The organism is Cellulomonas sp. SLBN-39, from assembly GCF_006715865.1.
GTDB lineage: Bacteria > Actinomycetota > Actinomycetes > Actinomycetales > Cellulomonadaceae > Cellulomonas.
This window is the reverse complement of sequence record NZ_VFOA01000001.1, coordinates 2357653-2382946: the sequence shown is the minus strand read 5'-3', so window position 1 is coordinate 2382946 and position 25294 is coordinate 2357653. Positions and strand designations below refer to the sequence as shown.

Genomic DNA, 25294 nt, shown 5'->3' with positions numbered 1-25294 from the left:
AGCGCGCGCACATCCGTGCCCGGCACGCAGATCCCGGGAGGCGCCGGGCGCGTTCAGGGATCGCGCACCCGTGTCACCCGAGCTCGTCGACCAGCGGCGCCGGGACCCGCCCGAGGAGCGCCGCCGAGCCCAGCACCTGGACCGCAGCACCGAGCGCCGCCGACGCCTCGTCGCCACGGCCGTGCCCCCACAACCAGCGGACCAGCGCGACAGCCGCGTCCCGGTGGCACGTGCCGTCCGCGCTGGCGTGCGCGACGTCGACGGCCTCCCGCAGGAGCGGCTCTGCGGCGTCGCCGCGGGTCTCGGCCAGCGTGGTGAGCGTCCGGCTCAGGCACCGCAGGTCGCCCGACCGGCGGAAGCAGCTCTCGGCGACCGCCAGCCCGTGCTCGCGCCCGAGCACCACGGCCTGCGCGCGCACCAGGTGGGCGTGCCCGAGCTCGACGTCGTTGCGGTGCTCCTCGGCGTAGGCGACGCACCGGTCGGCCCACGCGGCGGCCCGTCGCCGCAGCTCGAGGCCGGGAGCGGCGACGGCGGCGCCGGCCATCATGTAGCGGACGTTGACCACGTGCATGGCGTCCCCCGCGGCCGCGTACGCGCGCCGCGCGTGCTCGAGCGCGTCCAGCGCACCGTCGAGGTCGACAGGGTCGAGCCGCAGCAGCGCCGACCCGCGCAGCTGCTGCACGGAGCCGCGCTCCCACGCGTCGCCGAGCGTGTCGGCGACCCGCGCCGCCACGGCCAGGTGCCCGAGCGCCTCGCGGGGGCGGCCCCCGTAGAGGAGCGCCGTGGCCCGGAGCTGCTCGGCGGCGAGCACGTCCGCCGCGGCACCCGTGCGTCCGGCCAGGTCCAGGGCCCGGGCAGCCAGCACCCCGACGAGGTCGACGTGGGTGAAGGCCAGGGCCCGGCCGACCGAGCCGAGAACCGTCGCGGACCACGTGCGTCGCAGCCCTGCGTCCGCCGCGGCCCCCGCGAGCGCCTGCGTGGTCGCGGGCTCCGGGCCGTACTGCTCGACCGTCACGGCGACGGCCTCGGCCAGCGCGCCGGCGAGCGGGGACCGGGTGCGTGCCGCCCAGCGCAGCGCGACGGCCACGTCCGCTCGCAGCCGGTGCACGCGCGCCGCGGTCGACGGGGAGTCGTCGGTCCGGGCCGCCGCCGCGATCTCCACGGCGAGGGCGGCGTGATGGTGCGCGTGCCGTTCGGCGACCCGCTCCGCCACGTCGCACGCGGTGCGGCCTGCGACGAACTCCCGCAGCGCGCCGGGGACGCGGAACCGCGCGGGCCCGCCGGTCGCGGCCGGCTCGCGGAGCAGGAGGGACCGGTCCAGCAGCGCCACCACGTCGGTGTCCGCCGGGCGGCCGACCGCCGCCCCGGCCAGCGCGAGGTCGAACGGGCCCGGCAGCGCCGCCAGGTGCGCGAGCACCTCGCGCAGCGGCGGGTCGAGCAGGTCCCAGGTCCAGGCGAACGCCGCCCCCAGGGCTGCGTGCCGGCGCGTGCCCGCGGGCGACGACGCCCCTGTGCCGGCGCCGAGCGCCGCGAACCCGCCGGCGAGGACCCGGTCGAGCTCGGGGAGCGTCGTGTGGCGCATCCGCGCGGCCGCGAGCTCGATCGCGAGCGGCACACCGTCGAGCCGTCGGCACACCTGCGCGACGAGCGCCCGGTCGGACACGTCCGCGTGGCGCGCGGCGGCACGCGACCGGTCGACGAACAGCGCGACGGCGTCGCCCTCGGGGAGCCCGCCGATCTCGACGACCCCCTCGCCGGACCGGTGCGACGGTGTCCGGGACGTCGTGAGCACCCGCAGCGCCTCGACCCGGCCGAGCAGCACCTGCGCGACGTCGGCGGCCTCGTCCGCGACCCGGTCGACGTCGTCCAGCACGAGGAGCAGGTCGCCCGCAGACAGCGCGGCGGCGCAGGTCGCGACGGCGGTCCGGGGGGCGACGTGGTCGATCGACAGCGCGGAGGCGAGCGTGAGCAGGACGCCGCCCGGCTCGGCCCGGTCGAGCGGCACCATCACCGCCGGTCGCCGGCGGGCGACCTCCAGCGCGAGGCGGGACTTGCCCGCGCCGGCCGCTCCCGTGACGGTGACCCACCGCTGGTGCCGCAGCATCCGTTCGGTGGCGTCGACGTCCGCCGCGCGCCCGACGAACGCGTCGACCGCGGCCGGCGGTGGTCGTCCGAGCTGCGCGTGCGCGGCATCGACCAGCCCACGGCGACTCTCCACGAGCAGCTTGCGCCGCAGCGCCGCGACGTGGGACTCCACGGTCCGCACCGAGATGCCGAGCGCGTCGGCGATCTCGGCGTTCGTGAGGCGTCGCGAGACAGCGTGCAGGACCTCCTGCTCGCGGCGGGTGAGCCGGGCTCCTCGCACGTCCGGAGTCTAGATCCGGCCACCGGCACCGGACCGGTCGGCTCGCATCCGTCGACGTGGGATCCCGAGCCCGACCGGCATCCGCTGCGCCCCGCAGCCCCGCCCGCGGGGTCGCGCTCCGCGTACCCTGGGCACCCGGATGCGCAGTGCTGACCTCAGGGCCCTTCGATCTCGTCGTCCACCTGGGCCCAGCAGGCTCCTGCCCGTCCCGGGGCCTCTAGCTCAACCGGCAGAGCAGCGGACTTTTAATCCGCGGGTTGTGGGTTCGATCCCCACGGGGCCCACCGCCTGACCTGCACCTCTCTCGCAGGCCCGGCCTCTGGCGTCGCGCGTGGGGGCAGATGTGGAGCGGGCGGCTCCGCGGCGGAGGCCCTCGCTGAGCCGCTCAGCAGTCGTCGGGGTCGGTGGTCGGCCGACGCGGCATCTCCTGCGTGCCCGCGTCCGCAGCGTCCGGAGAACGTTCTCCCAAATCGTTTCAGCAGTCTTCACCCCGACTCAGCAGCCTGGCAGTGTGAAGGTTCACAACCGCAGCACGCTGCGGGGCGGGTGGTCCGCAACGGTGCCGACCACCCGCGCCCGGGAAGCGCCGCCTGCGTCCGCTCTGATGACTCGAAGGAGAGCACCATGAGACCAGCACGTGCCCCCGGGGGCTCCGCCCGGGTGGGGGGCCGGCGGAGACTGACCGCGGCCCTCGTCGCCACGGCCACCGCCCTGTCGGCGGGAGCGCTGGCGGTCGTCGCCGCACCGGCGGCGTCGGCGGCGACGGTCGACACCAACGCGTCTTACGTGCTGGTCAACCGCGGCAGCGGCAAGGCCCTCGACGTGTACAACCTCTCGACCGCCGACGGCGGGCGCATCACGCAGTGGACGCGCAACGACCAGGCCCAGCAGCAGTGGCAGTTCGTGGACTCCGGCGACGGGTACTACCGGATCAAGTCCCGGCACTCGGGCAAGGTGCTCGACGTCTACAACTGGTCGACCGCGGACGGCGCGTCGATCCTGCAGTACACGGACCGCAACCAGGCCAACCAGCAGTTCCGGCTGCAGGACTCGGCCAACGGCACGGTCACGCTGATCAACCGGCAGTCGAACAAGGCCGTCGAGGTGCAGGGCGCGTCCACGGCGGACGGCGCGAACATCGTGCAGTACACGAGCTGGGGCGGCGCCAACCAGCAGTGGCAGCTCGTCCAGGTGGGCGGGGGCGGCTCCACGCCGACGCCGTCGCCGACGACCACGACTCCCCCGCCGGGCGGCACCTGCACGCTGCCGTCGTCGTACCGGTGGACCTCGTCGGGCCCGCTCGCGCAGCCCCGGTCCGGCTGGGCGTCGCTCAAGGACTTCACGGTCGCGCCGTACAACGGGCAGCAGCTCGTGTACGCCACGACGCACGACAACGGGTCCTCGTGGGGCTCGATGAAGTTCGGGCTGTTCTCGAACTACTCGCAGATGGGCTCGGCGAGCCAGAACTCGATGCCGTTCACGGCGGTCGCGCCGTCGCTGTTCTACTTCGCCCCGAAGAACATCTGGGTGATGGCGTACCAGTGGGGCGGCCCGTCGTTCTCGTACCGGACGTCGACGAACCCCGACAACGTCAACGGCTGGTCCGCGCACCAGACCCTGTTCACCGGCACGATCACCAACTCGGGCACCGGGCCGATCGACCAGGCGCTCATCGGTGACGACCAGAACATGTACCTGTTCTTCGCCGGCGACAACGGCCGCATCTACCGGGCCAGCATGCCGATCGGGAACTTCCCGGGCAGCTTCGGGTCGGCGTACCAGACGATCATGACCGACACCACGAACAACCTGTTCGAGGCCGTGCAGGTCTACAAGATCCAGGGCCAGCAGCGGTACCTGATGATCGTCGAGGCGATCGGCGCGCAGGGCCGGTACTTCCGGTCCTTCACCGCCACGAGCCTGGGCGGCACGTGGACCCCGCAGGCCGCGACGGAGAGCAACCCGTTCGCCGGCAAGGCCAACAGCGGCGCCTCGTGGACCAACGACATCAGCCACGGTGAGCTGCTGCGGGTCAGCGCGGACCAGACCATGACGGTCGACCCGTGCAACCTGCAGCTGCTCTACCAGGGCCGTGACCCGAGCTCGGGCGGCGACTACGGCCGCCTGCCGTACCGGCCGGGCCTGCTGACGCTGCAGCGCTAGCCGCACCGCACGCCCCCCGCGCACCGTCCCGTCCGGCGGTGCGCGGGGGGCGTCGTGCTGCGCGGGGAGCGCCGGTGCCGGGCGACCGGTTCAGCAGTGGGCGAACAGATGCTCGGAATGTGCCGGCGGTGGCCGATGGTTCAGATGGCAGAACGCGCGGTGCCGTCATCCGGACGAGCGTCGCTCGCCGACCAGCGAGACGAGGAGTCCGCCCATGAGCACCACGACCGCCGACGCCCCCACCGCCACGCTCACCCGCGAGGACCGCTGCGACCGCTGCGGCGCCCAGGCCTTCGTCCGCGCCACGCTCGGCGGCGCCGACGGGACCGCGCTGCACTTCTGCGGGCACCACTTCCGTGCCCACGAGCTCAAGCTGGTCGCCGCGGGCGCGACGATCCTCGACGAGCGGCACCGCATCGACGAGCGCGACTGACGCACCGCCGGCCGGCCGGCGCCCCGTGCGGGGCGTCAGCCGGCCGGTCGCAGCGCGACGGCGAGCCGCGCGAGCCCGTACTCGAAGGCCTCGTCCAGGTCCCCGCCCAGGCGGAACGCCCCGGAGAGCTCCATGGTGAGGAACCCCGTGGCCCACGCCGTGACGAGCCGGGCGGCCTCGAGGGCATCGTCCTCCCCGACGAGGTCCGCCGCCACGCGCAGCACCGGGTCGCTGACGCGCGCGAGGTGCTCGGCGTCCGCGCCGCCGGCCAGCAGCAGCCGGAACCCCCGGGGCCGCTCGTGCGCGAACGCGCGGTAGGCCCGCGCGACCCCGGCCACGGTCGCGTCCGAGGCCGTCAGACGGTCGGCGAGGTCGTCGGCCGTGGCCCCCGCGACGAGGGCGAGCAGGGCCTCGCGGTCGCGCACCCGCTTGTACAGGGACGGCGCCCGGACCCCCACCGCGGCGGCCACCGCCTGCATGGTGAGCCGCGCCTCCCCCTGGGCCTCGAGCAGGTCGCGACCGGCCGCGACGATCTGCTCGAGGGACGTGCGTTCCGGCGTGGGCATCGGCGCTCCTGATGGCTATTGACGTTAGCCATGATGGCTAACTACCGTAGCCATTCCTACCACGCGCCCGGAGAGGCCTCCCCATGAAGCTCGGTCCGCACCTGCACCGCATCGGCAACGACGTCGTCGCCGCCTACCTGGTCGACACCGAGGACGGCGTCACCGTGGTCGACGCCGGCCTGGCGGGCCACTGGCACGACCTGCTCCGCGAGCTCGCCGCCATGGGTCGCACGCCCGCCGACGTGCGCGGCGTCGTCCTGACCCACGGCGACACCGACCACCTCGGCTTCGCCGAGCGCCTGCGCCGCGAGCACGGCGTGCCCGTCTACGTGCACGCCGCCGACGCCGACCGCGCCCGGGGCGGCGACAAGCCGCGACCGGCCTTCGGACCGTGGCGGCTCGGCGCCGTCGCGGGGTTCCTCGCCTACAGCCTGCGCAAGGGCGGCCTGCGCACCACGTACCTCACGCAGGTCGTCGAGGTGGGCGACGGTGACGTGCTGCCGCTGCCCGGCGCGCCGCGCGTGGTCGGGATGCCCGGGCACTCCCCCGGCAGCATCGCCGTGCACGTGCCCGTCGCGGATGCCGTGATGGTCGGCGACGCGCTCACCACGCGCGACGTGCTGACCGGACGCACCGGGCTGCAGCCGGCGCCCTTCACGGACGACCCGGCGCAGGCGCTCGACTCGCTCGCACGGCTCGCGGGCCTCGGGGCGAGCTGGGTCCTGCCCGGGCACGGCGCACCGTGGCGCGGCGACCTGGCCGCCGTCCACGAGCAGGTGCGCCGCGCCGCGGCCGGTCACGCAGACTGACGCCACGGGGCACGATGTGTCCTCGACGGACGACCGGGCGGAGGGACGTGGTGCACGACGCGGCGGCGGAGCGCGTGCTCGCGGGCCTGGACGAGCAGCAGACCGCTGCCGTCCTGGCGCGCCCGGGTCCCGTGCGGGTCATGGCCGGCGCGGGGACCGGCAAGACCCGCACCCTCACGCACCGCATCGCCTACCAGCACCTGACCGGCACGGTGCCGGCCGGCACCGTGCTCGCCCTCACGCACTCGACCAAGGCCGCGGGCGAGCTGCGGGACCGGCTGGGCCGCCTGGGGGTCGGCGCCGTCCAGGCCCGCACGTTCCACGCCGCCGCGCTGCGGCAGCTGCGCTACTTCTGGCGCGCGACGGGCCTGCCCGGCGACGGCCCGGTGCTGCTGGACGCCGACGGCGGAGCCACCTACTACCGCTACCTGCGCTCCGCCCTGGGTGCCGTGCTGCGCACCCCGGCCCGGGACGTCGACGCTGCCCTCGTCACCGACCTGGCGACCGAGCTGACGTGGGCCGCCGCGCGCGACCTGACGCCCGAGGAGTACGAGGCGCAGGCGGCTGCGGCCGGTCGCCGGCCGGGCATGGCGATCCCCACCGCCGCGGGGGCGATGCGCCGGTACGCGGCGGCGAAGCGCGACGCCGGCGTGCTCGACTTCGCCGACCTCCTCGCCTGCTGCGCCCGGCTGCTCGAGGAGGACGCCGACGTGGCGGCCGCGGTGCGCCGGCAGTACACGGCGTTCGCCGTCGACGAGTACCAGGACACCGACCCGGCGCAGCAGCGGCTGCTCGACGCGTGGCTCGGCGGGCGGGACCAGCTGGTCGTCGTCGGCGACGCCCGGCAGGCCGTCTACGCGTTCAAGGGCGCGGACACCGCGCTGCTGCGGGACTTCACGGTGCGGTTCCCGCACGCCGTGACCGTCGACCTGGTGCGGGACCACCGCTCGACCACGCAGGTCGTCGACGCCGCCAACCGGCTCATGGCCGGCCGTCCCGAGGCCGCCGGGCCGCCGCTGGTCGGCATGCGCGGCGACGGGCCCGCCCCGGTGGTCCTGCGGTGCGACGACGAGGACGACGAGGACGCGCAGATCGTCGCCACCGTGCAGCGCTGGCTGCGCGCCAGGGTGCCCGCGCACGAGATCGCGGTCCTGCACCGCTTCAACGCCCAGGCCGTCCCGATCACCGCCGCGCTGCGCGACGCCGGCGTCCCCGTGACGGCCGGCGACGGCACGCGGTACTTCGAGCGGCGCGAGATCGCGCAGGTGCTCACCGCGGTGCGCCGGCAGGCGTCGGAGGCGCCCGACGACGACCCCGCCCCGACACTGCACGCCGCCCTGGCCCGCGCCGGCTACGACCCGGACGACCCGCCGGACGGCACCGGCGCCGCCCGCGAGCGCTGGGACGCCCTCCACGCCCTGGGCGCGCTGGTGGCGGGGCTGCCGGCGCACCTGAGCCGCACGCTGCGAGCCCTGTCGGCCGACCTCGACCGTCGCGCCGCCGAGGACCACGCGCCGCCGGGACGCGGGGCCGTCACGGTCACGACGATCCACCGCGCCAAGGGCCTGGAGTGGGAGGCGTGCGTGATCGCCCGCGCGGCCGACGGCTCGCTGCCCTCGGTGTACGCGACGACGCCCGCGGAGCTCGCCGAGGAGCGCCGGCTCGTGTACGTCGCGACGACGCGGGCGCGGCGGCACCTCGTGGCCACGTGGTCGGCGGGGCGGCGCGGCGGCAGGCCCGCCCGGCGGTCGCCGTACCTCGACGCGCTCGAGGCCGCTCCGACGCGTCCGGACGGCACGCCGGTGGCGGCTCGGTCCGTCTCCCCGGGCCGGGCGGGGACGGCCCGCGCCGCGGCGGGTGCGGCGTTCACCGCGGGGCAGCGGGTCACGCACGACCGGCACGGGCTCGGCCGCGTCGTCGACGTCCGCGGGGCGAGGGTGACGGTGGACTTCGGTGCGGACGGCCGACGGACGCTGACGCCGGACGGTCGGCTCGTCGCACTCTGAGGTGGAACCGCAGGTCGGCGGGCGGTGGGGGCGCCGTGCGGGGCCCGTCCTGGGCCCGACCACCGGCACGTGCTGACGTCGCGTGCGACAATGGTCAGGATCCCGACGCACCCGCGAGCACCGCGCCCGCCCGTGCACGACCGCAGCACTCCTCCCCCGGCCGCCGCGCCGACGTCCCCGCCTGCTGCGGCGCCACGCCCCTGGGGGCGCCCGACCGGCCCGTGCCACGGACCCGGTCCGCCCCGATCGTGCACCGTCTTGCGCCTTGCCCGCCGTACCGAACGGAGAGCCCGTGCCCGCCACCCTCACCGCCCCCGTCGAGCCCCTCGAGCTGGACACCGCCGACGCGTCGTTCGTGCTGACCCCGGACGAGGACGACGCGCCCGCCGCGATCGTCGTCAACGCCGGCGCCACCGCCGACCCCGTCAAGGACTACCTGCGGATCATCGGCCGCGTCGCGCTGCTCAACGCGGAGCAGGAGGTGGACATCGCCCGCCGCATCGAGGCCGGGGAGTTCGCCGCGTACCTGATCGCGCACGACCAGGAGCACCCGGGCACGACGCGGCGCGAGCTCGACCTCATCGCGGCCGACGGGCGACGCGCGAAGGCGCACCTCATCGAGGCGAACCTGCGCCTGGTGGTGTCGATCGCGAAGAAGTACACGGGCCGCGGCATGCTCTTCATGGATCTCATCCAGGAGGGCAACGCGGGCCTGATCCGTGCGGTCGAGAAGTTCGACTACACCAAGGGCTTCAAGTTCTCGACGTACGCGACGTGGTGGATCCGCCAGGCCGTGACCCGCGGCATGGCCGACCAGGCGCGCACGATCCGCATCCCGGTGCACATGGTCGAGGTCATCAACAAGGTCGCGCGCCTGCAGCGGCAGATCTTCCAGGAGTCGGGCCGCGAGGCCACCCCGGAGGAGCTGGCCAAGGAGCTGGACCTGACGCCCGAGCGCGTCGTGGAGGTCCAGCGGTACGGGCGCGACCCGATCTCCCTGCACACGCCGCTCGGCGACGACGGCAGCAGCGAGTTCGGCGACCTGCTCGAGGACTCCGAGGCCGTGGCCCCCAGCGAGGCCGCGAGCTTCACGCTCCTGCAGGAGCAGCTGCAGCAGGTCCTCGGCTCGCTGTCCGAGCGTGAGGCCGGCGTCGTGTCCATGCGGTTCGGCCTGGACGACGGCCAGCCGCGCACGCTGGACGAGATCGGCAAGGTCTACGGCGTCACGCGCGAGCGGATCCGTCAGATCGAGGCCAAGACGATGTCGAAGCTGCGGCACCCGTCCCGTTCCCAGGTCCTCCGCGACTACCTCGACTGACAGGCCTTTCGGCCGCTCACCCGACGCGGAGGCGGTCGACCATGAGGTCGGCCTCGTCGAGGACGTCACCGGCCGCCCACGTCATGTCCCGCCGGGACTGCGTGATCGGGCGGAGCACGTCAGCCTCGACGAGGCGCTCGACCGCGGCGTACGCACGCGAGAGCGTCACGCCGGTGAGCCGGGCGACGTCGGAGGCATCGACGACCGGGTGGCTGGGGAGCAGTGCGAGCAGGGTCGCGGCGGCCGAGCCCGCCCGCGCGCCGACCCGCTCCGCCCACTCGGCCGGGAGCGCCACCAGCCGCTGCGCGGACACGGTCGCCGCGGCGGTCGCTCGGGTGGCGGCGTCGGCCAGGTAGAGCGCGAACGCCTCGACGTCACCGTCGCGGTAGTCGTTGACGAGGTGGAAGTACCGGTCACGATCCGTGACGATCGCCGTCGCCAGGGGCACCGCCATGGAGCGGGTGACACCGCGGTACCGCCAGAGCGCGTTGATGAGCGAGCGCCCGAGACGCCCGTTGCCGTCGGTGAACGGGTGGATGCTCTCGAACTGGGCGTGCGCGACCGCGGCGTGCAGGACGGGGTCGACATCCGTCCTCCGCATGAACGTGAGCAGGTCGTCCATGAGCGCGGGGACCCGCTCGGGCGCCGGCGGGACGTGGACGGCCCCGCGCGGCGACCGGTGCGACCCCCCGATCCAGTTCTGCACGGTGCGCAGCGCGCCGGCGTCCCAGCGCTCGTCGGGGTCGTCGGCCATCAGCGGACGGTGCGCGGCGAGGACGTCGTCGAGCGCGATGCCGTCGGTCGAGCGCGCCACGAGAAGGGCGAGCCCGTCGATGGCTCCCTTGACGGTGCGCGCGGACCGCGGCGCCCGGATGCCGTGCTGCGCACGTGCGAGCTGGTCGACCGTGGTCAGCTCCTCCTCGATCCGGGACGAGGCGATGGCCTCGGTGCGCAGGAGGAACGGCTCCAGGGTGGACACCTGCCCGGCGTAGCCCTCTTCGAGCACGCCGATCCGCACCTGGGCCTGCTGGGACGCCTCGAGCAGCCCGGGCGAGGCCGGCAGGTCGAGCGTGGCGATCATCGGCGGGATCGAGGCGACGTACTCCTCGATCTCCGCGCGCCGGCCGCTGCGGGACGTCCACGGCAGCACCTCGGACCCGTGCACCGGGACCCGCGCCGCGGGGGCGCCGGGCTCGGGGTGTACGGCGGTGCCGGGCATGGCAGGACTCCAAGCAGGAAGAGCGGACTCCTTATTCTCGCTTATCGCGACAAGCGAGAACAAGCGATGCGTTGTTCTCGCTTGTTCGTGCCGATCAGCAGACGCGGGACGTCAGGCGTCCTCGACGGAGAAGGAGGCGGCGCGGGCGCCCGCCGGGGAGTCGTCGGGAACCGCCGTGCAGGTCAGGAGGCGGGAGCCCGCGGCGAGCTCGACCGTGGCGCGCACCGCCCACCAGCCCTGGTCGTCGCGCTCGACGCTGATGTCGACGGCGTCGGACTCGTCCAGCGGGAGGTCCAGGTGCACGGCGGCGGCCGTGAGGCACGCCTCGACCGCGGCTGCGGTGGGCGGGACCGCCTCGACGCCGGCGTCCGACGTGGCGCATGCTGACAGCGCCATGACCGCGAGCCCGAGGGCGACGGCGCGGTGGGTGAGGGGGAAGGGTCGGACGCTACGCGGCACGGGCTGACCGTAGCGGGCCGCGGGATGCGCTTTCACCCGATCGCCCGTGACCCGGCTCCGGTGCCCGGCCGATCGGACGGGTGACGCGATCCCTGCGACGAGGACCTGACGATGCCACGCCACGCCCCGCTCCCCCGTGCCGCCCGGACGCTGACGTCCCTCGTCGCGCTCGCGACCGCCGCGCTGCTCGCGCTCGTGGTCCTCGGGCCCGTGCCTGCCTTCGCGGGGACCCCGACGGACCGGCTGGCCGCCGGGAAGACGCTGGCCACGGGCCGCACGCTGACGTCGACGTCGGGCACGTACCGGCTGACGGTCGGGGCGGACGGCGACGTGACGGTGCGGCGCGGCAGCGGACCGGTGCTGTGGCACACCGGCACGACCGGCAGCCCGGGCGCGCGGCTGGTGCAGCAGGCGTCCGGGGCGCTGGAGGTGCGGTCGACGGCGGGTGCGCTGCTGTGGAGCACCGGCGTGCGGTCCGCGGGCGCGCGGTCGATCATCAAGCCGGACGGGCGGGTGTACACGATCAGCAAGGCGGGGGCGACGGTGTGGAAGAGCACCACCGACGGACCGGCGCTGCGCCGGGGCGCGGCCGCCGACCGCGTGCCGTCGGGCGGGCTGCTGCTCGCGGGCGAGCACGTGGCGCAGGGCGACGTGCGGCTGACGATGCGCGCCGACGGCGACCTGGTGCTCACGCGGGACGCCACCGTGCTGTGGCGGACCGGCACCTCGCGGGCGGGCGCGTCCGCCCGGGTGACCGCCGGGGGTGCCCTGGAGGTCGTCACGGGCACCACCGTGCTGTGGTCGTCGGGCACGGTGTCGGCCGGCGCGCGGCTCGTCGTGAAGGACCACGGGCGCGCCTACGTGATCTCGAAGGCCGGTGCGAGCGTCTGGTCGTCGCCGGCGGCGCCCGTCGTCCGGGTGCCGGCCGTGGTGACGATGCCGCTGCCCGAGCCCCTGCCCGTGGTGGGCGGCCCCGGCTCCGGCGCGACGCTCGACGGCTCGACCGGGACCGAGCGGGTCTACCGCACGGTCCTGCAGGGTGCGCCTCAGTACGCCGACCCGTCGTCGGACGCGGCCCGGGCCGCGCGCGCGGCGCGGTCGCAGGGCCGCACCGCCGACGCGGCGCTGCTGGAGAAGGCCGCCTCGGGCGGCGCCGCCCGCTGGCTCGGCACCGCCGACGGCACGGCGAGCGTGCGGGCGTACACGACGGCCGCCGCGGCAGCCGGCCGCACGCCCGTCCTCGTGCCCTACGCGATCCCGGACCGCGACTGCGGCAACCACTCGGCGGGCGGGTTCGCGACGGCCGCGGAGTACCGGACCTGGGTCGACGCGGTCGCGGCGGGCCTGCGCGGCTCCGCGGCCGTGGTCGTCGTCGAGCCGGACGCGCTGCTGCAGCTCGAGCGGTGCGGCGACCGCGCCGAGCGGCTCGCGCTGCTGCGGTACTCGGTGACCGCGTACGCGGCGGCGGGCGCCGAGGTGTACCTCGACGCCGCGACCAGCAACAGCTTCGGCTGGAGCGCGGACCAGCTGGAGGACATGGCGCTGCGCCTGCGGGCCGCGGGCGTCGACCGGGCGGCGGGCTTCGCGCTGAACACGTCGAACTTCCAGCCGACCGCGCACGAGGTCGCGTACGGGACCTACCTGTCGGCGCTCCTGGGCGGTCCGGCGTTCGTGGTGGACACCTCGCGCAACGGTCTCGGACCGCAGGTCGGGCCCGACGGCACGGTGTGGTGCAACCCCGAGGGGCGGGCGCTGGGCGCGCGGCCCTCGGCGACGGGCACGGGCCCGCACGTCGCCGATCTGTGGGTGAAGACGCCGGGCCGCTCCGACGGCGCGTGCGCCGGCGGCCCCGCGGCCGGCACGTTCTGGGAGCCGTACCTCCTCGGCCTGGCGGCCCGCGCCGCGTGGTGAGCCCTGCCGCGCACGAGAACTTCACCCGTCCGGCACACGGACGCGGAAACGCCCGGCGGGTGCCGAGCGTTGACCATGCCACGCGGGGCCGCGGGGACGGCGCCGTGACGAGAGACGGACGGGAGCCGGTGTGAGCAGGTGGGCTCGGGTGCGGGCGCAGGTGGCGATGCTGCCGCGACCGGTACGGGTGGTCGCGGTCGCGACGATCGGCGGGACCGTGGTGCTCGCGGGCGTCGCGATGCTGGTGCTTCCCGGACCGGGGGTGCTGGTGATCTTCGCCGGGCTGGCGCTGCTGGCCACGGAGTTCGTGTGGGCCAAGCGCTGGCTCGACCGGGCGAAGAGCACCGCGCAGGCCGGGGTCGACAAGGGCAAGGAGGCCCTGCGCCGCAAGCGCGAGGCGCCCGCGGACGTCGTCGTGGTCGACGCGACGGTGGTCAGGCGGGAGGCGCCGCCGGCAGCGTGAGCCGGTAGAAGGCGCTCAGCGGGTCTGGCCCGTACCCGGCGAACGGGCCGCAGGTCGTGAACCCGGCGCGCTCGTACAGGCGGCGCGCGGCGGCGAAGTACGGCTCCGACCCCGTCTCCAGGTGCAGGGTCCGGTAGCCGCGGGCCGTGGCGTCGGCGACGACGTGCGCGAGCATCGTCGCGCCGACACCGCGGCCACGGGACGCGGCGGCGGTCCGCATGGACTTCAGCTCCCCGGCGTCGGGGGCGAGCTCGTGGAGCGCGACGCAGCCGAGCAGCGCGCCGTCCGCCGCGCGGGCCGTCCAGAACGTCATCGTCGGGCCCGTGAGCGCGGCGGGGTCGAGCGCGTGGACGGACTCCGCGGGCGACGTGGCGTACATGTCGGCCAGGTGCTCGTGCAGCAGGGCCAGCACGTCGGGGCGGTGCGGGTCGTCGGTCGCGACAACGACGGTCATGCGGGGCCTCCTCGCAGGTGGGGGCCCATCATCGCCCGGTCCACCGCGCCGGGACGACCTGCGGCCCGGGGGCGACAGGTTGACGCCGCGTTCTACTGCCGCGCGGCACCCGCCCCGGCCCGCGTCGCGTCGGCACCCCAGCTGGCCAGGAGGCGCAGCGCCTCCGCCGACGCCGAGCCCGGCTCGGCGTGGTAGGTCAGCAGCGACTGGTCGTGACCCTCGGTGCGGAAGCTGTCCACCCGGAGGTCGAGCTCGCCCACGAGGGGGTGCCGCAGCCGCTGGGGGCCGTCGCACCGCCCCTTGACGTCGTGCGTCGCCCAGAGTCGCCGGAACTCCTCGCTCTTCACCGACAGCTCGCCCACGAGGGCCGCGAGGGCCGGGTCGTCCGGGTGCGCGCCCGCGTCCATCCGCAGCTGGCTGACCGTGTCGGCGGCCTTCTGCTCCCAGTCCACGAACAGCTCGCGGTACTCGGGCCGGAGGAACACCAGCCGAGCCCAGTTGCGCTGCCGCTGCGGCAGGTCGGACCAGTCGCCGAGCAGCGCCGCGGCGGCCCTGTTCCACGCCAGCAGGTCCGACCGTCGGCCGATCACCAGCGCCGGGACGCCGTCCATGGCGTCCAGCAGCGTCCGCACCGAGGCGCGCACCTGCTGCTGCCCGGCACCCCCGCGCTGCCGCCGCGCGCCGGGCCTGACCAGGTGCCTCAGATGGGTCCGCTCGACGTCGCTGAGCTGCAGCGCCCGGCTGACCGCGTCGAGCACCTCCGTCGAGACGTTGCGCCCGTCGCCCTGCTCGAGACGCGTGTAGTAGGCGACGGAGACGCCCGCGAGCTGCGCGAGCTCCTCGCGGCGCAGCCCCGGGACCCTGCGGTACCTGCCGAAGTCCGGCAGGCCGACGTCCGCGGGCTTGAGCCGGGCCCGCCTGCTGCGCAGGAACTCGCTGATCTCGGCCCGGGTGCCCGGGCGGGCGCCACCACGCTCCCGGGCGGGGGACGTCAGGTCGACCATCGTCCGAGTATCCCCCGGCCGCGCCGCGTGATCCTGCCCCTGCTGGTGGCAGGTTCAGCGGTCGTAGGCAGCAGGGAGGTCTGGGTGCGCCCGGGCCGGGGCGGCACGCTGGCGTCTGCCGGTCGACGGCAGGCCGGGCAGACGCCCGACCGCCGCAACGGTGCCGCCGGATGGTCTCCGGCGGATCCCCTCACACCTGTGGAGCTCACTCATGGCACGACTGGCGGGCAAGCGCGCCCTCATCACCGGCGGGACCAGCGGCATCGGCCTGGAGACCGCGAAGCAGTTCATCGCCGAGGGCGCGTCGGTCGTGGTGACCGGCGTGACCCCCGCGAACGTCGAGCGGGCGCGCGTGGAGCTGGGCGACGGCGCCGAGGTGCTGGCGGTCGACGCGCTGGACCTCGAGGCCCAGCGGGCGCTGGCCCGGACCGTCCAGGAGCGGTTCGGCGAGCTGGACATCGCGTTCCTCAACGCCGGCGTCTCCGACTGGCGCCCGATGGAGGCTCACGACGAGGCCAGCTTCGACCGGCTGTTCGCGATCAACGTCAAGAGCGTCTTCTTCCTCATGCAGGCGCTGGTCCCGGTCCTCGCGAACCCGTCGTCCGTGGTGCTCAACTCGAGCGCCAGCGCGCACACGGCGGCTGCGACGGCGAACGCGTACGCCGCGACCAAGGGTGCGGTCTCGGCGCTCATGCGCTCGTGGAACGCGGACCTGCTGCACTCGCACGGTGTGCGCGTGAACGCCGTCAGCCCCGGGCCGATCGCGACGCCGCTGTACGACGGCATCCCCGCCGAGCACCACGAGAGCGTCATGGAGGGCATCCGTGCCGGCATCCCGCTCGGGCGCCTGGGCGAGGCGGTGGAGATCGCCAAGGCCGTGGTGTACCTGGCCTCGGACGAGTCGCGGTTCACGGTCGGCGCCGACCTCGTGGTCGACGGGGGCGTGAGCATCTTCTAGGCCCGTCCCGCGGCCGGGAGGCCTCGCCAGGCGGGCGTCCGGGCGCCGTCAGCGGTGCAGCGCCCGGACGCCTCGTGGCGTGGGGACGGTCGTCAACGTCCCCCGACGGTGTCCGGCGACGTGCGTGCCGGCGTCGAGGTCGTGCGTGCGCACCACGTGGTCCTCGGCGTCGACCTCGAGGACGTGGACCCCGCCGACGCGGACGGCCCCGCACGTGCCGAGGCGCTGCGCGAGCTCGCCGAGGGCCTGGCGGACCGCGGTCAACGACTCGCGGCGCAGGCGCAGGGGCGGACCGTCCGGGGCCCCGGCACGGGTCAGGTCGACGACGGCGACGTACGGCACGGGCACCTCCTGGGCTGACGGTCGGCGGCCGGGCGGCGTCGGAGCCGCGCGACCGTCCTGAGGTCCCTCACATCGGCAGGAACGGGCAGGACGTGAGGTGCGTCACCGGCTCGGCGCGGGTGACCCCGGCCCGTCGGGCGACGGACCTACGCTCGGGCCGTGCCCACGCCCTCGCCCGCCGGAGCACCGCCCGCCGACGCGTCGCTCGCCGACCTGCTGGCCTGGCTGGTCGACCAGGGGGCGCGCCTGCCCGGCACCGCGGAGCTCGACGCCTTCACCGCCGTCGTCGCGGACGCGTGGTCGGCGCTGGGCCTGGAGGTCCACCACGACCCCGTGCCGCTGACCGGCTGGGCGGCGACCTCGGGCACGCTGACGGTGCGCCCGGCGCGCCCCGGTGCGGCAGCCGTGCCCGTGCCCGTCGCGTCGGTCGCCCCGTGCTCCAGCCCGACGCCCCCGGAGGGCGTGCGCGGGCCGGTCGTGCGCGTCGGCGGGGGTCGCGGTGCGCGACGTGCCCTGCGCGGCGGGGTCGCGGTGGTGGACGTCGCCGCTCGACCCGTGCCGGTCGACCTTCTGGTGCGGGCCCTGGCCACGTCCCCGCCCACCTGGGCAGCGCCGACCTCGCTGGTCAACCCCGTGATCCCCGCCGAGCTGCTGGGCCGCCGGCTGCGCGCCCTGGTGCGAGGGGGCGCGGCCGCGGTGGTGCTCGTGTGGCGCGGGCTGCCCGAGGACGTGGCTGCCGGCCAGTGGCTGCCCTTCACGCTGCCGGACCTGCCCGTCCCCGTGGTCTGGGTGGCGGGTGAGCACGCGGACGCCCTGGGCGACGGCGACGCGCACGTCACCGTCACCGCGACCGGGACGGGGCCGGCCCGCGGCGGGTCGGTGTGGTGCGTCGTCGACGGGACCGACGCGCAGGACGAGACGGTCCTGGTGACGACGCACACGGACGGCCCGAACCCGCTGGAGGAGAACGGGCCCGTGGCGCTGGTCGCGCTGGCCCGCGCGCTCGTCGCGGACCGGCCGCGCCGCACGCACGTGCTGGTCGCCGCGACCGGGCACCTGCGCATGCCCCAGCTGCCGCACCGCGGGCAGTGCACCGCGACCTGGCTGGCCGGGCACCGGCCCTGGTGGGACGGGGCCGCCGGGCACCGGCGCGCGGTCGCGGGCGTGGTGGTGGAGCACGTCGGGGCGGTCGACGACGACGGGGCGCCCGAGATCGAGCTCGTGCACACCACCACCGCCCCGCTGGCCGCCCTCGCCGCGGCCGCGTTCGCCGGCCGGGCCCGCCCGCACCGGGCGCTGCTCGCCGCCCCGCGCAGCCTCGTGCACCTGGGTGAGGGGGAGCCGCTGCACGAGCACCGGATCCCGGCGGTGGCGTCGTTGGCCGTGCCGCGCCGGCTGCTCCAGCGCGCCGAGCCCGGCGACCCGCGGTGGCGCGCCCGCGTGGACCCCGGGCTGGCCGAGGACCAGGTCGCGGCCGTCGAGCGCGTGCTGCGGGCCGTCGACGCGACGCCGGCAGGGGAGCTGGGACGCGTACGTCGGCACCGGCCGTGGGAGCGGGTGCGGGACGCGACCCGCCTGCTGCGCTGGGTGCGCGGCGCCTGACGGCCGGGGCGGCGCGCCACCGGGGAGCCGGCACCGCCGGCCGTCGCCGGCGCGGGGCGTCAGGCGGGTCCGCCGAGCCCGTGGAACGGCACCCCGGCGACCGTGTCGACGGGGGCGGGCAGGACGTCGAGGTCCACGGCGGCGCGCTCGGGCCCGGCCTCGGGGACAGGACCGACCCAGACGCGCCACAGACCGTCGTGCCGGTGGACCGTGCCGTCGACCTCGAGGGCGGCCGGTGCCGCATCGTCGACCTGGGCGGCGAGGGCGGTCACGTGCGCGGGCGGCACGAACCCGACCACGACGTTGCGCCACGCGAGCGTGAGCACGCCGGGGCGTCCGTGCCCGACCTCGAGGCGGGCCCGGACGGGCGTGCGGACCGCGCGCTCGGGGGCGCGCAGCGCCGCCTCGAAGGACCGCTGCAGCGCGGGCGCCTCCGCGGCGAGGAACCCCTCGGCGACGTGACCGGGGACGGGCGTGCGGCGGCGCAGGGGTGCCATGGGGCCAGCGTGCCACGCCCGGCTGCGGCACGGCCCGGGCGCCCCCTCCGACGCCCGGGCCGGGGTGCCCCTCCGGGCCGGGGCACCCCGCGCCGGCGTCAGTCGCGCGCCTGCGCGGCCCGGTCGGCGCGCCGGGCGAGCAGCAGCCCCAGGCCGACGACGGCGGAGGACGCGACCATGGCGACGGCCATCGGCGTCATGGTGCTCTCGCCCGCGACGCCGACGAGCGGCGAGACGAGGGCGGCGAGCAGGAACTGCGCGGCACCGAGCAGCGCCGAGGCGGAGCCGGAGGCGCCCGGCACCTGGGCCATCGCGAGCATGGTCGCGTTGCCGGCGACGAGGCCGAGGCCCACGACGACGAGGAGCAGCGCGCCGAGGACGGGCCACAGGGTCACCGCACCGGTGAGCGCGAGCACGAGGAGCACGAGCCCGCCGAGCCCCATGGCCGCGGCACCGGTGCGCACGAGGACGAGCGGGCCCGTCCGGCCCACGAGCCGTCCGGCGGTCGCGCTGGCGACGATGATCCCCACGGCGTTGACCGCGAAGGCGACCGAGTACTGCGTGGTGCTCAGCCCGAGCATGGTCTGCAGGACGAAGGGCGAGGCCGAGATGTACGCGAAGAACGAGCCGAAGGAGAACACGAAGACGAGCAGGTGGGCGACGTACCCGGGGGTGCGCAGCACGCGGGAGACGTCGGCGCGCAGGCGGGCGCCGCCGCCGGTGGAGCGCTGCTCGGGCGGCAGGGTCTCGCGCACGACGAGGGCCGCGGCGACGAGCATGAGCAGGGCGAGCGCGGTGAGCGCCCAGAACACCGAGCGCCAGCCGAGGCTCGTGAAGAGCGCGGACCCGACCAGCGGGGCGACCACCGGCGCGACGCCCTGGACGACCATGAGCAGGCTGAACGCGCGGGCAGCCGCTGCTCCGCGGGACACGTCGGTGACGACCGCGCGGGCGAGGACGATGCCCGACGCACCGGCGAGGCCCTGCACGAACCGTCCGGCGGTCAGGACGGCGATGCTCGGGGCGAGCGCGCACACGACGCCGGCGAGCACGGTGACGGCGGTGCCGAGCAGCAGCAGCCCGCGGCGCCCGCGCTGGTCGGACAGCGGCCCGACGAGCAGCTGGCCGAGGCCGAGACCGACGAGGAACGCGGTGAGCGTGAGCTGGACACCCGACGCGGACGTGCCGAGCTCGGCGGCCATGGTGGGGAACGCGGGCAGGTACATGTCCGTCGCGAAGGGCGCGACGGACGTGAGCAGGGCGAGGGTGAGCAGCAGGCGGCCGGGCAGGCCCCGGGGGCCGTGGTCGGCGGCGGTGGTGGGGCCGGCGGGGGCGTCGGTCGTGGGGCGGGCGGGGGCGACGGGGTCGCTCGGGTGCGGGGGCACGGCATCTCCTGGTGGGGCCGACGCGCAGGCCCGCGCGTCGGCGACGGGCGGGGGCCGGCGCGGCGACGGTGCGGCGTTTCGGTATGTCGACATACCTATGATGCCAGACGCGTAGGGTGGTGCCGTGCCCGCCGCTCCCCCGCCCCCCGGACCGCCGTCCGACGCGACGCCCGACCCGACCGCCTCCTCGCCGGCCGAGGACGCGTTCGCCGCCGCCCTGCACACCGTCGTCGTGCGCCTGCGCCGGCTCGGCGAGCACGGCGCCGGGCTCGACCTGCTCCCGATGTCCGAGGTCGAGGTGCTCTCCTGGGTCGCCGCCCACCCGGGCACCACCGTGACCCGCACGGCCCGCGCGCTGGGCCTGCAGCACTCCAACGTCAGCGCGACCGTCGCACGCCTGGTCCGCCGCGAGCTGCTCGAGCGCCGGCCCGACCCGGACGACGCCCGCCGCGCCCTGCTGCACCCCACCGACCGCGCGCGCGCGGACCGCGCACGCATCGACGCCGCCTGGGCCCGTGACGTGCGGTCGCTGCTCGCCGGGCTGGCCCCGGACGAGCGCGCCGCGCTGCTGGCGTCCGCGGCGGCGCTGGACCGCATCGCGCAGGAGTGGTCCGACGCGCGCCTGCGCGACGCGCCGCCCGACCCGGACCGCTGACCGCCCAGGTCCGGGCCGGGCACGCCCCGCCTAGGCTGGGGCTGTGACGCCCGAGCCCGCGCCAGCCGCCGCCCCCGCACCACCCGCCGCCACGGGCACGGTCGTCGCGGCCTGCGTGGTGCACGCGCTGCGCCCCGACGAGAGCCCCGAGGGCGTCACCGCCATCGACAAGCGGCCCGTCGACGGGCCGGTGCGCGTCGGCCCCTACGGGCTGCGCGGCGACGTCCAGGCGTCGCGCCGCCACCACGGCGGGCTCGACAAGGCCGTGTACGCGTACGGCGAGGACGACGCCCGGCACTGGGCCGAGGCGCTGGGCCGCGACCTGCCGCCCGGGTGGTTCGGCGAGAACCTGCGCGTGGCGGGCCTCGACCCGACGGCAGCGCGGCTCGGCGACCGGTGGCACGTGGGCGCGCAGGTGGTGCTCGAGGTCACCGGTCCGCGGCGACCGTGCGCGACGTTCGCCCGCTGGGTCGGCGGCGCGGACGAGCGCGGCTGGGTCCGCCGGTTCACGGAGGCAGGGCGCGTCGGCGCGTACCTGCGGGTCGTGCACGGCGGCGAGGTGGCCGCGGGCGACGCGGTGGTCGTCGAGCCCGCCCCCGACGGCACCCCGACCGTCGAGGACGTCCTGCGGGGCTGACCCCGTCCCGCAGCGGCACCGTCCCGCCCGGTGGGCCCGTCAGTTCAGGCGCACGTCCGCCGGGGACGTCGACAGCAGCGCGAGGTCGCCGCCCTGCCGGCGCATGACGTGCCGCCACAGACCGTCCGCCGTCGGCGTCAGCACGTCGGACGCCCGGGACGCCAGCACGAACCACGAGCGCTCCGCCAGCTCGGCGGCCAGCTGGCCGGGGCCCCAGCCCGCGTGCCCGGCGAAGATCCGCACACCCACGACCCCGCGCAGCACCACGTCGGGGTCCGCGTCGAGGTCGACGAGCCCGAACGGGCCGACGAGGCGGGCGACGCCGCGCGGCGGCGGCTGGGCGGGGTCGAGCACCGCGACGCCCATCGCGGAGTCCAGGCCGACGGGCCCGCCCTGGAAGAGGGTCGCGGGGCGTGCGACCCGGTCGTGCCAGGGCGGCAGGACCCGCTCGACGGGCACGGGCATCGGGCGGTCCAGGACCACGCCCAGGGTGCCGTGGTCGCCGTGGTCGAGCAGCAGGACGACGGCGCGGCGGAAGTGCGGGTCGACCAGCCGCGGGCGCGCGACGAGGAGGCGTCCGACCATCCCCTCACCCGGCACGCGGCCATCATGGGTCGCCCGCGCGGTCGGCCGCGACCGCGCGAGCCCCTCCGCAGCGGGTGAACCCGTGGCGGCGGTCGGCGGTCAGCGCGGGAGCTCGGAGCGGACCCGGTCGCGGCCCTCGCCCTTGGCCCGGTACATCAGCGCGTCGACGCGACGCAGCACGTCCTCGGGCGCCTCGTCGGGCAGCAGCTCGGTGACCCCGAAGCTCGCGGTGACGACCGTGCCCACCGTCATCCCGAGCTCGTGCGGCACGGTCTGCCGCAGCCGCTCCGCGAGCTGCACGGCGCGCGCACGGTCGGCACCGGGCGCCACGACGACGAACTCCTCGCCGCCGACCCGGGCGAGCAGGTCGTCGTCGCGCACGGCGCGGCTCGCGACGTCGGCGACGGCCCGCAGGGCCTGGTCCCCGACGTCGTGCCCGTGGTCGTCGTTGAGACGCTTGAAGTGGTCGAGGTCGAAGTACACGACGGACACCGGGTGCGACGGCCCGACCAGCCCGGCCTGGTGCCGCAGCTCCTCGAGCAGGCGCCGGCGGTTGGCGATGCCGGTGAGGTCGTCGAGGTACGCCATGTCCCGCATCCGCAGCGCGGCACGGGCGGCACGCTCCGCGTCGGCCCGCGCGGTCACGACGTGCTCCTTGGCGCGCGACAGGATGAGCAGCAGGAAGAGCTGCACGCCCAGGTACACGCCGAACCGGACCGACCAGCCCACCTGCTCGGCACCGTCGGGGAACGTGCTGAACGCGAGGACGAGGGCGAGGGTCGTGGTCGCGACCAGCATCCCGCCGTGCACGAGCGCGGCCCGCGTGCGCTGGAACAGGAACGCCACCACGAGCACGATCCCCGTGCCGAGCAGGGGCATCGGGAACAGCTCGGCCCAGGCCGTCACCGGGTCGGGCGCCGCGGCCACGCGCGCCACGGCCACGACGATCCACCAGGTCTCCAGCACCGCGAGGGTGCCGAGGATCGCGGCGGACACCCACCGGGGCCGGCGCAGCAGGATCCAGGTGAGCGTGGCGAGGTGGACGAGCAGGACCGGGTAGCCCCACCGCACCCAGGGGTCGTGGGCCTGCTCGACGACCCACACGGTGACGAGCGCCGGCACGCACACGACGATCCCCAGCGCGAGCACGCGGCGGGCGAGGACCGTCAGGTCCTCGCCCCGCCCGACCGCGAAGAGCACGTCCACCGTCACCCCGGCACCGGCCGCTCGTGGTGGCCGTCACCACCGGGGGCGAGCGGCCCGGGCCCAGTCTGTCGACCCCCGGGGGACATACCGGCCCAGAACGGCCCTCTTCACCCGGTGCTTCACCCGTGCGGGTGCCCGCCCCACCTGCGGCGGGACCTCAGCCCACCAGGTCGGCGACCTCCGGGTCCGCACCCGCGAGGACGGCGGCGCGCGCCGCGGCCGCGTCGGGGGCACCGAGGGCCGCCGCGGCGAGCGCCGCGCACCGCTCCTGCGTGTGCCGGCGCAGCGCGAACCGCACCGCGGGCACCGCACCGGGCGACATCGACAGGCTCGTGACGCCCAGCCCGGCCAGGACGAGCGCCATGAGCGGGTCGGACGCCGACTCCCCGCAGACGCCGACGGGCTTGCCGACGTCCAGGCCCGCGCGGGCGGTCTGCGCGACGAGCCGCAGGACGGCCGGCTGCCAGGGGTCGAGCAGGTCGGCGAGCTCGCCGCGGAGCCGGTCCGTGGCCATCGTGTACTGCGCGAGGTCGTTGGTGCCGATCGAGACGAAGTCGACCTCGGCGAGGATCTCGCGGGCGAGCAGGGCCGCCGCGGGGACCTCGACCATGACGCCGACGGTGCCGACCCCGGCCGCACGCGCCCGCGTGGCGACGTCGCGCGCCTCCGCCGGCGTGGAGACCATGGGGGCCATGACCCACAGGGCCGGGTCCGGGCCGTCGGCCGTGGCCGCGGCGCGCCCGAGGGCCAGCAGCTGGCCGTCGACGAGCGCCGGGCTGGTCCGCACGAGGCGGTACCCCCGCACGCCCAGGGCCGGGTTCTCCTCGTCGGGCTGGGTGGCGAACGCCAGCGGCTTGTCGGCACCCGCGTCGAGCGTGCGCACGACCGTCTTGCGGCCGCCGAGCGCGTCGAGCGCGTCGCGGTAGGCCCGCTCCTGCTCCTCGACGCCCGGCGCGTCGGCCCGCCCGAGGAACAGCACCTCGGTGCGGAACAGGCCGACGCCCTCGACCGCGGAGGCGGCGGCGCGGCGCGCGTCCTCGACGGTGCCGATGTTGGCGAGGAGCGCGACGGGGTGCCCGTCGGCCGTGGCGCCGGGGGCCGTGTCCTGCGCGAGGGCGCGCTCGCGCGCGGCCCGGCGGCCGACGGCGTCCCGCGTGGCGGCGTCGGGCTCGACGACGAGGGTGCCGGCTCCGGCGTCGAGGGCCACGACCGTGCCGTCGGCCAGGGCGGTGACCCCGGTCGCGCGCACGAGGCACGGCAGCCCGAGCTGGCCGGCGACGATCGCGGTGTGCCCGGTGGGGCCGCCGAGCTCGGTGACGATGCCGACGACGAGGTCGAGGTCGAGCGCGGCGGTGTCGGCGGGCGACAGGTCGAGGGCCGCGACGACCGACGGACGCTCGAGCGCGACGCCCGGCTCGGGCGCGTCGAGCAGCCGGGCGACGACGCGGTCACGGACGCTGCGCAGGTCGGTGACCCGCTCGGCCATCAGCGGACCCGCGGCGGCGAACATCTCGACGAACCGGTCGACCGCCCCCTCGACGGCGGTCGCCGGACCCTGCCCGGCGTCGACGCGGGCGTGCGCGTCGGCCCGCAGCGCGGGGTCGCGGGCGATGCTCGCGGCCGCGCCAAGCACACCGGCGGCGGCACCCGTGGCGGCGGCGGCGCGGGCGGCGAGGGTGCTCGCGACCTGCGCGAACGCGTCGTCGATCGCGGCACGCGCGGCGGCCGGGTCGGCCGGCGCCGGCTCGTCGGCGGGGGCCGCCGGGGCGGCGCGCAGCACGGCGAGCGGGGCGACGACCGCCCCGCGTCCGGCACCGACACCCGTGAGGACCGTGCCGGGCGCCGGCGCGGCGGCCCGGTGGTCGGGCGTCGCGACCGTGCGCGGCGCGGGGGCGACGTCGGTGCTCACTCCTGCGCGTCCAGGTCCTGCTCGAGGAGCGTGACGAGCGCGTCGAGCGCCGGCCCGGCGGCGGCGTCGTCGCTGGCCAGGACGACCTCCTCGCCGTGCCCGAGGCCCTGCGACATGACCATGAGGACGCTGGACGCGTCGACGCCGGGCTGGCCGGGACGGGAGACCGTCACGGGGTGGCCGCAGTCGGCCGCGGCCTGCGTGAAGCGGGAGGCCGGCCGGGCGTGCAGGCCGGAGGCGGACGCGATGATGACTCGTCGTTCGAGCACGGGGACACTCCGTCGTCGTCGGCGGGCAGACCACCACGTCGGCCCGGGGATGCTCTGGGGACCGTTCCGGGCGGGAAAA

24 protein-coding genes and 1 tRNA gene are annotated in these 25294 nt (G+C 76.5%); 13 read left to right on the top strand and 12 right to left on the bottom strand.

Annotated features, from left to right (window positions below; translation table 11 throughout):
* Nucleotides 1-73: 73 nt before the first annotated feature.
* Complete coding sequence (locus FBY24_RS11005) at nt 74-2365, bottom strand: LuxR C-terminal-related transcriptional regulator (protein WP_142160560.1); 2292 nt, start codon at nt 2363-2365, stop codon at nt 74-76.
* Between the two features lie 211 nt (nt 2366-2576).
* Between FBY24_RS11005 and FBY24_RS11000 the strand changes: the two genes are divergently transcribed.
* The 3 genes from FBY24_RS11000 (at nt 2577) to FBY24_RS10990 (ending at nt 4961) form a co-directional block, all read left to right on the top strand.
* Nucleotides 2577-2649, top strand: a tRNA-Lys gene (locus FBY24_RS11000).
* Between the two features lie 340 nt (nt 2650-2989).
* Nucleotides 2990-4528 carry a non-reducing end alpha-L-arabinofuranosidase family hydrolase gene (locus FBY24_RS10995; protein WP_142160558.1) on the top strand — a complete coding sequence of 513 codons (1539 nt, stop codon included), beginning with the start codon at nt 2990-2992 and terminating at the stop codon, nt 4526-4528.
* Nucleotides 4529-4742: 214 nt separating this feature from the next.
* Nucleotides 4743-4961: a hypothetical protein gene (locus FBY24_RS10990; protein WP_142160556.1), complete on the top strand. Its 219-nt coding sequence runs from the start codon at nt 4743-4745 to the stop codon at nt 4959-4961.
* A gap of 35 nt (nt 4962-4996) precedes the next feature.
* On the opposite strand, the gene FBY24_RS10985 is transcribed toward FBY24_RS10990, so the two are convergent.
* Nucleotides 4997-5527 (bottom strand): TetR-like C-terminal domain-containing protein, encoded by a 531-nt coding sequence (locus FBY24_RS10985; RefSeq protein WP_142160554.1) that lies wholly within the window; start codon nt 5525-5527, stop codon nt 4997-4999.
* An 83-nt stretch (nt 5528-5610) separates the two neighbouring features.
* Between FBY24_RS10985 and FBY24_RS10980 the strand changes: the two genes are divergently transcribed.
* From FBY24_RS10980 to FBY24_RS10970, 3 genes are all read left to right on the top strand, one after another.
* Nucleotides 5611-6336 carry an MBL fold metallo-hydrolase gene (locus FBY24_RS10980; RefSeq protein ID WP_142160552.1) on the top strand — a complete coding sequence of 242 codons (726 nt, stop codon included), beginning with the start codon at nt 5611-5613 and terminating at the stop codon, nt 6334-6336.
* 47 nt (nt 6337-6383) lie between these two features.
* The gene (locus tag FBY24_RS10975) at nt 6384-8342 is read left to right on the top strand and encodes an ATP-dependent helicase (RefSeq protein ID WP_160158495.1); all 1959 of its coding nucleotides are present in this window, start codon (nt 6384-6386) and stop codon (nt 8340-8342) included.
* Nucleotides 8343-8673: 331 nt separating this feature from the next.
* On the top strand, nt 8674-9660 hold the full coding sequence (locus FBY24_RS10970; protein ID WP_370511026.1) for an RNA polymerase sigma factor: 987 nt from the start codon (nt 8674-8676) through the stop codon (nt 9658-9660).
* A gap of 16 nt (nt 9661-9676) precedes the next feature.
* Here FBY24_RS10970 and FBY24_RS10965 read toward each other — a convergent pair whose 3' ends face one another.
* Both FBY24_RS10965 and FBY24_RS10960 read right to left on the bottom strand, forming a co-directional pair.
* Complete coding sequence (locus FBY24_RS10965; protein WP_142160546.1) at nt 9677-10879, bottom strand: Fic family protein; 1203 nt, start codon at nt 10877-10879, stop codon at nt 9677-9679.
* 111 nt (nt 10880-10990) lie between these two features.
* Nucleotides 10991-11338 carry a hypothetical protein gene (locus FBY24_RS10960; protein WP_142160544.1) on the bottom strand — a complete coding sequence of 116 codons (348 nt, stop codon included), beginning with the start codon at nt 11336-11338 and terminating at the stop codon, nt 10991-10993.
* Between the two features lie 111 nt (nt 11339-11449).
* Here FBY24_RS10960 and FBY24_RS10955 point away from each other — a divergent pair, with 111 nt between their 5' ends.
* Both FBY24_RS10955 and FBY24_RS10950 read left to right on the top strand, forming a co-directional pair.
* Nucleotides 11450-13249 (top strand): glycoside hydrolase family 6 protein, encoded by a 1800-nt coding sequence (locus FBY24_RS10955; protein WP_142160542.1) that lies wholly within the window; start codon nt 11450-11452, stop codon nt 13247-13249.
* 130 nt (nt 13250-13379) lie between these two features.
* Entirely contained in the window at nt 13380-13712 is a 333-nt protein-coding gene (locus tag FBY24_RS10950) for a PGPGW domain-containing protein (RefSeq protein ID WP_255432349.1), read from the top strand.
* On the opposite strand, the gene FBY24_RS10945 is transcribed toward FBY24_RS10950, so the two are convergent.
* Both FBY24_RS10945 and FBY24_RS10940 read right to left on the bottom strand, forming a co-directional pair.
* Entirely contained in the window at nt 13684-14166 is a 483-nt protein-coding gene (locus FBY24_RS10945; protein WP_142160540.1) for a GNAT family N-acetyltransferase, read from the bottom strand. The genes FBY24_RS10950 and FBY24_RS10945 overlap by 29 nt on opposite strands.
* 92 nt (nt 14167-14258) lie before the next feature.
* Complete coding sequence (locus FBY24_RS10940) at nt 14259-15170, bottom strand: helix-turn-helix domain-containing protein (protein WP_142160538.1); 912 nt, start codon at nt 15168-15170, stop codon at nt 14259-14261.
* 211 nt (nt 15171-15381) lie between these two features.
* Here FBY24_RS10940 and FBY24_RS10935 point away from each other — a divergent pair, with 211 nt between their 5' ends.
* From FBY24_RS10935 to FBY24_RS10925, 3 genes are all read left to right on the top strand, one after another.
* Nucleotides 15382-16128, top strand: a complete 747-nt coding sequence (locus FBY24_RS10935; protein WP_142160536.1) for an SDR family oxidoreductase — start codon at nt 15382-15384, stop codon at nt 16126-16128.
* A 108-nt stretch (nt 16129-16236) separates the two neighbouring features.
* On the top strand, nt 16237-16488 hold the full coding sequence (locus FBY24_RS10930; protein ID WP_142160534.1) for a hypothetical protein: 252 nt from the start codon (nt 16237-16239) through the stop codon (nt 16486-16488).
* 141 nt (nt 16489-16629) lie between these two features.
* On the top strand, nt 16630-18072 hold the full coding sequence (locus tag FBY24_RS10925; protein ID WP_142160532.1) for a hypothetical protein: 1443 nt from the start codon (nt 16630-16632) through the stop codon (nt 18070-18072).
* Nucleotides 18073-18131: 59 nt separating this feature from the next.
* Here FBY24_RS10925 and FBY24_RS10920 read toward each other — a convergent pair whose 3' ends face one another.
* Together FBY24_RS10920 and FBY24_RS10915 are read right to left on the bottom strand one after the other, a co-directional pair.
* Entirely contained in the window at nt 18132-18569 is a 438-nt protein-coding gene (locus FBY24_RS10920) for a hypothetical protein (RefSeq protein ID WP_142160530.1), read from the bottom strand.
* A gap of 98 nt (nt 18570-18667) precedes the next feature.
* Nucleotides 18668-19954: a Bcr/CflA family efflux MFS transporter gene (locus FBY24_RS10915; RefSeq protein ID WP_222117239.1), complete on the bottom strand. Its 1287-nt coding sequence runs from the start codon at nt 19952-19954 to the stop codon at nt 18668-18670.
* A gap of 124 nt (nt 19955-20078) precedes the next feature.
* On the opposite strand from FBY24_RS10915, the gene FBY24_RS10910 reads away from it, so the two are divergent.
* Together FBY24_RS10910 and FBY24_RS10905 are read left to right on the top strand one after the other, a co-directional pair.
* On the top strand, nt 20079-20609 hold the full coding sequence (locus FBY24_RS10910; protein ID WP_142160528.1) for a MarR family winged helix-turn-helix transcriptional regulator: 531 nt from the start codon (nt 20079-20081) through the stop codon (nt 20607-20609).
* Nucleotides 20610-20652: 43 nt separating this feature from the next.
* Complete coding sequence (locus tag FBY24_RS10905; RefSeq protein ID WP_142160526.1) at nt 20653-21246, top strand: MOSC domain-containing protein; 594 nt, start codon at nt 20653-20655, stop codon at nt 21244-21246.
* Nucleotides 21247-21285: 39 nt separating this feature from the next.
* On the opposite strand, the gene FBY24_RS10900 is transcribed toward FBY24_RS10905, so the two are convergent.
* The 4 genes from FBY24_RS10900 to FBY24_RS10885 form a co-directional block, all read right to left on the bottom strand.
* Nucleotides 21286-21831, bottom strand: a complete 546-nt coding sequence (locus tag FBY24_RS10900; RefSeq protein WP_142160523.1) for a YqgE/AlgH family protein — start codon at nt 21829-21831, stop codon at nt 21286-21288.
* Between the two features lie 99 nt (nt 21832-21930).
* On the bottom strand, nt 21931-23043 hold the full coding sequence (locus FBY24_RS10895) for a diguanylate cyclase (protein WP_142160521.1): 1113 nt from the start codon (nt 23041-23043) through the stop codon (nt 21931-21933).
* 151 nt (nt 23044-23194) lie between these two features.
* The gene (locus FBY24_RS10890; protein ID WP_142160519.1) at nt 23195-24946 is read right to left on the bottom strand and encodes a phosphoenolpyruvate--protein phosphotransferase; all 1752 of its coding nucleotides are present in this window, start codon (nt 24944-24946) and stop codon (nt 23195-23197) included.
* Complete coding sequence (locus FBY24_RS10885) at nt 24943-25215, bottom strand: HPr family phosphocarrier protein (RefSeq protein WP_142160517.1); 273 nt, start codon at nt 25213-25215, stop codon at nt 24943-24945. The genes FBY24_RS10890 and FBY24_RS10885 overlap by 4 nt, the downstream gene beginning before the upstream one ends.
* Nucleotides 25216-25294: the final 79 nt, after the last annotated feature.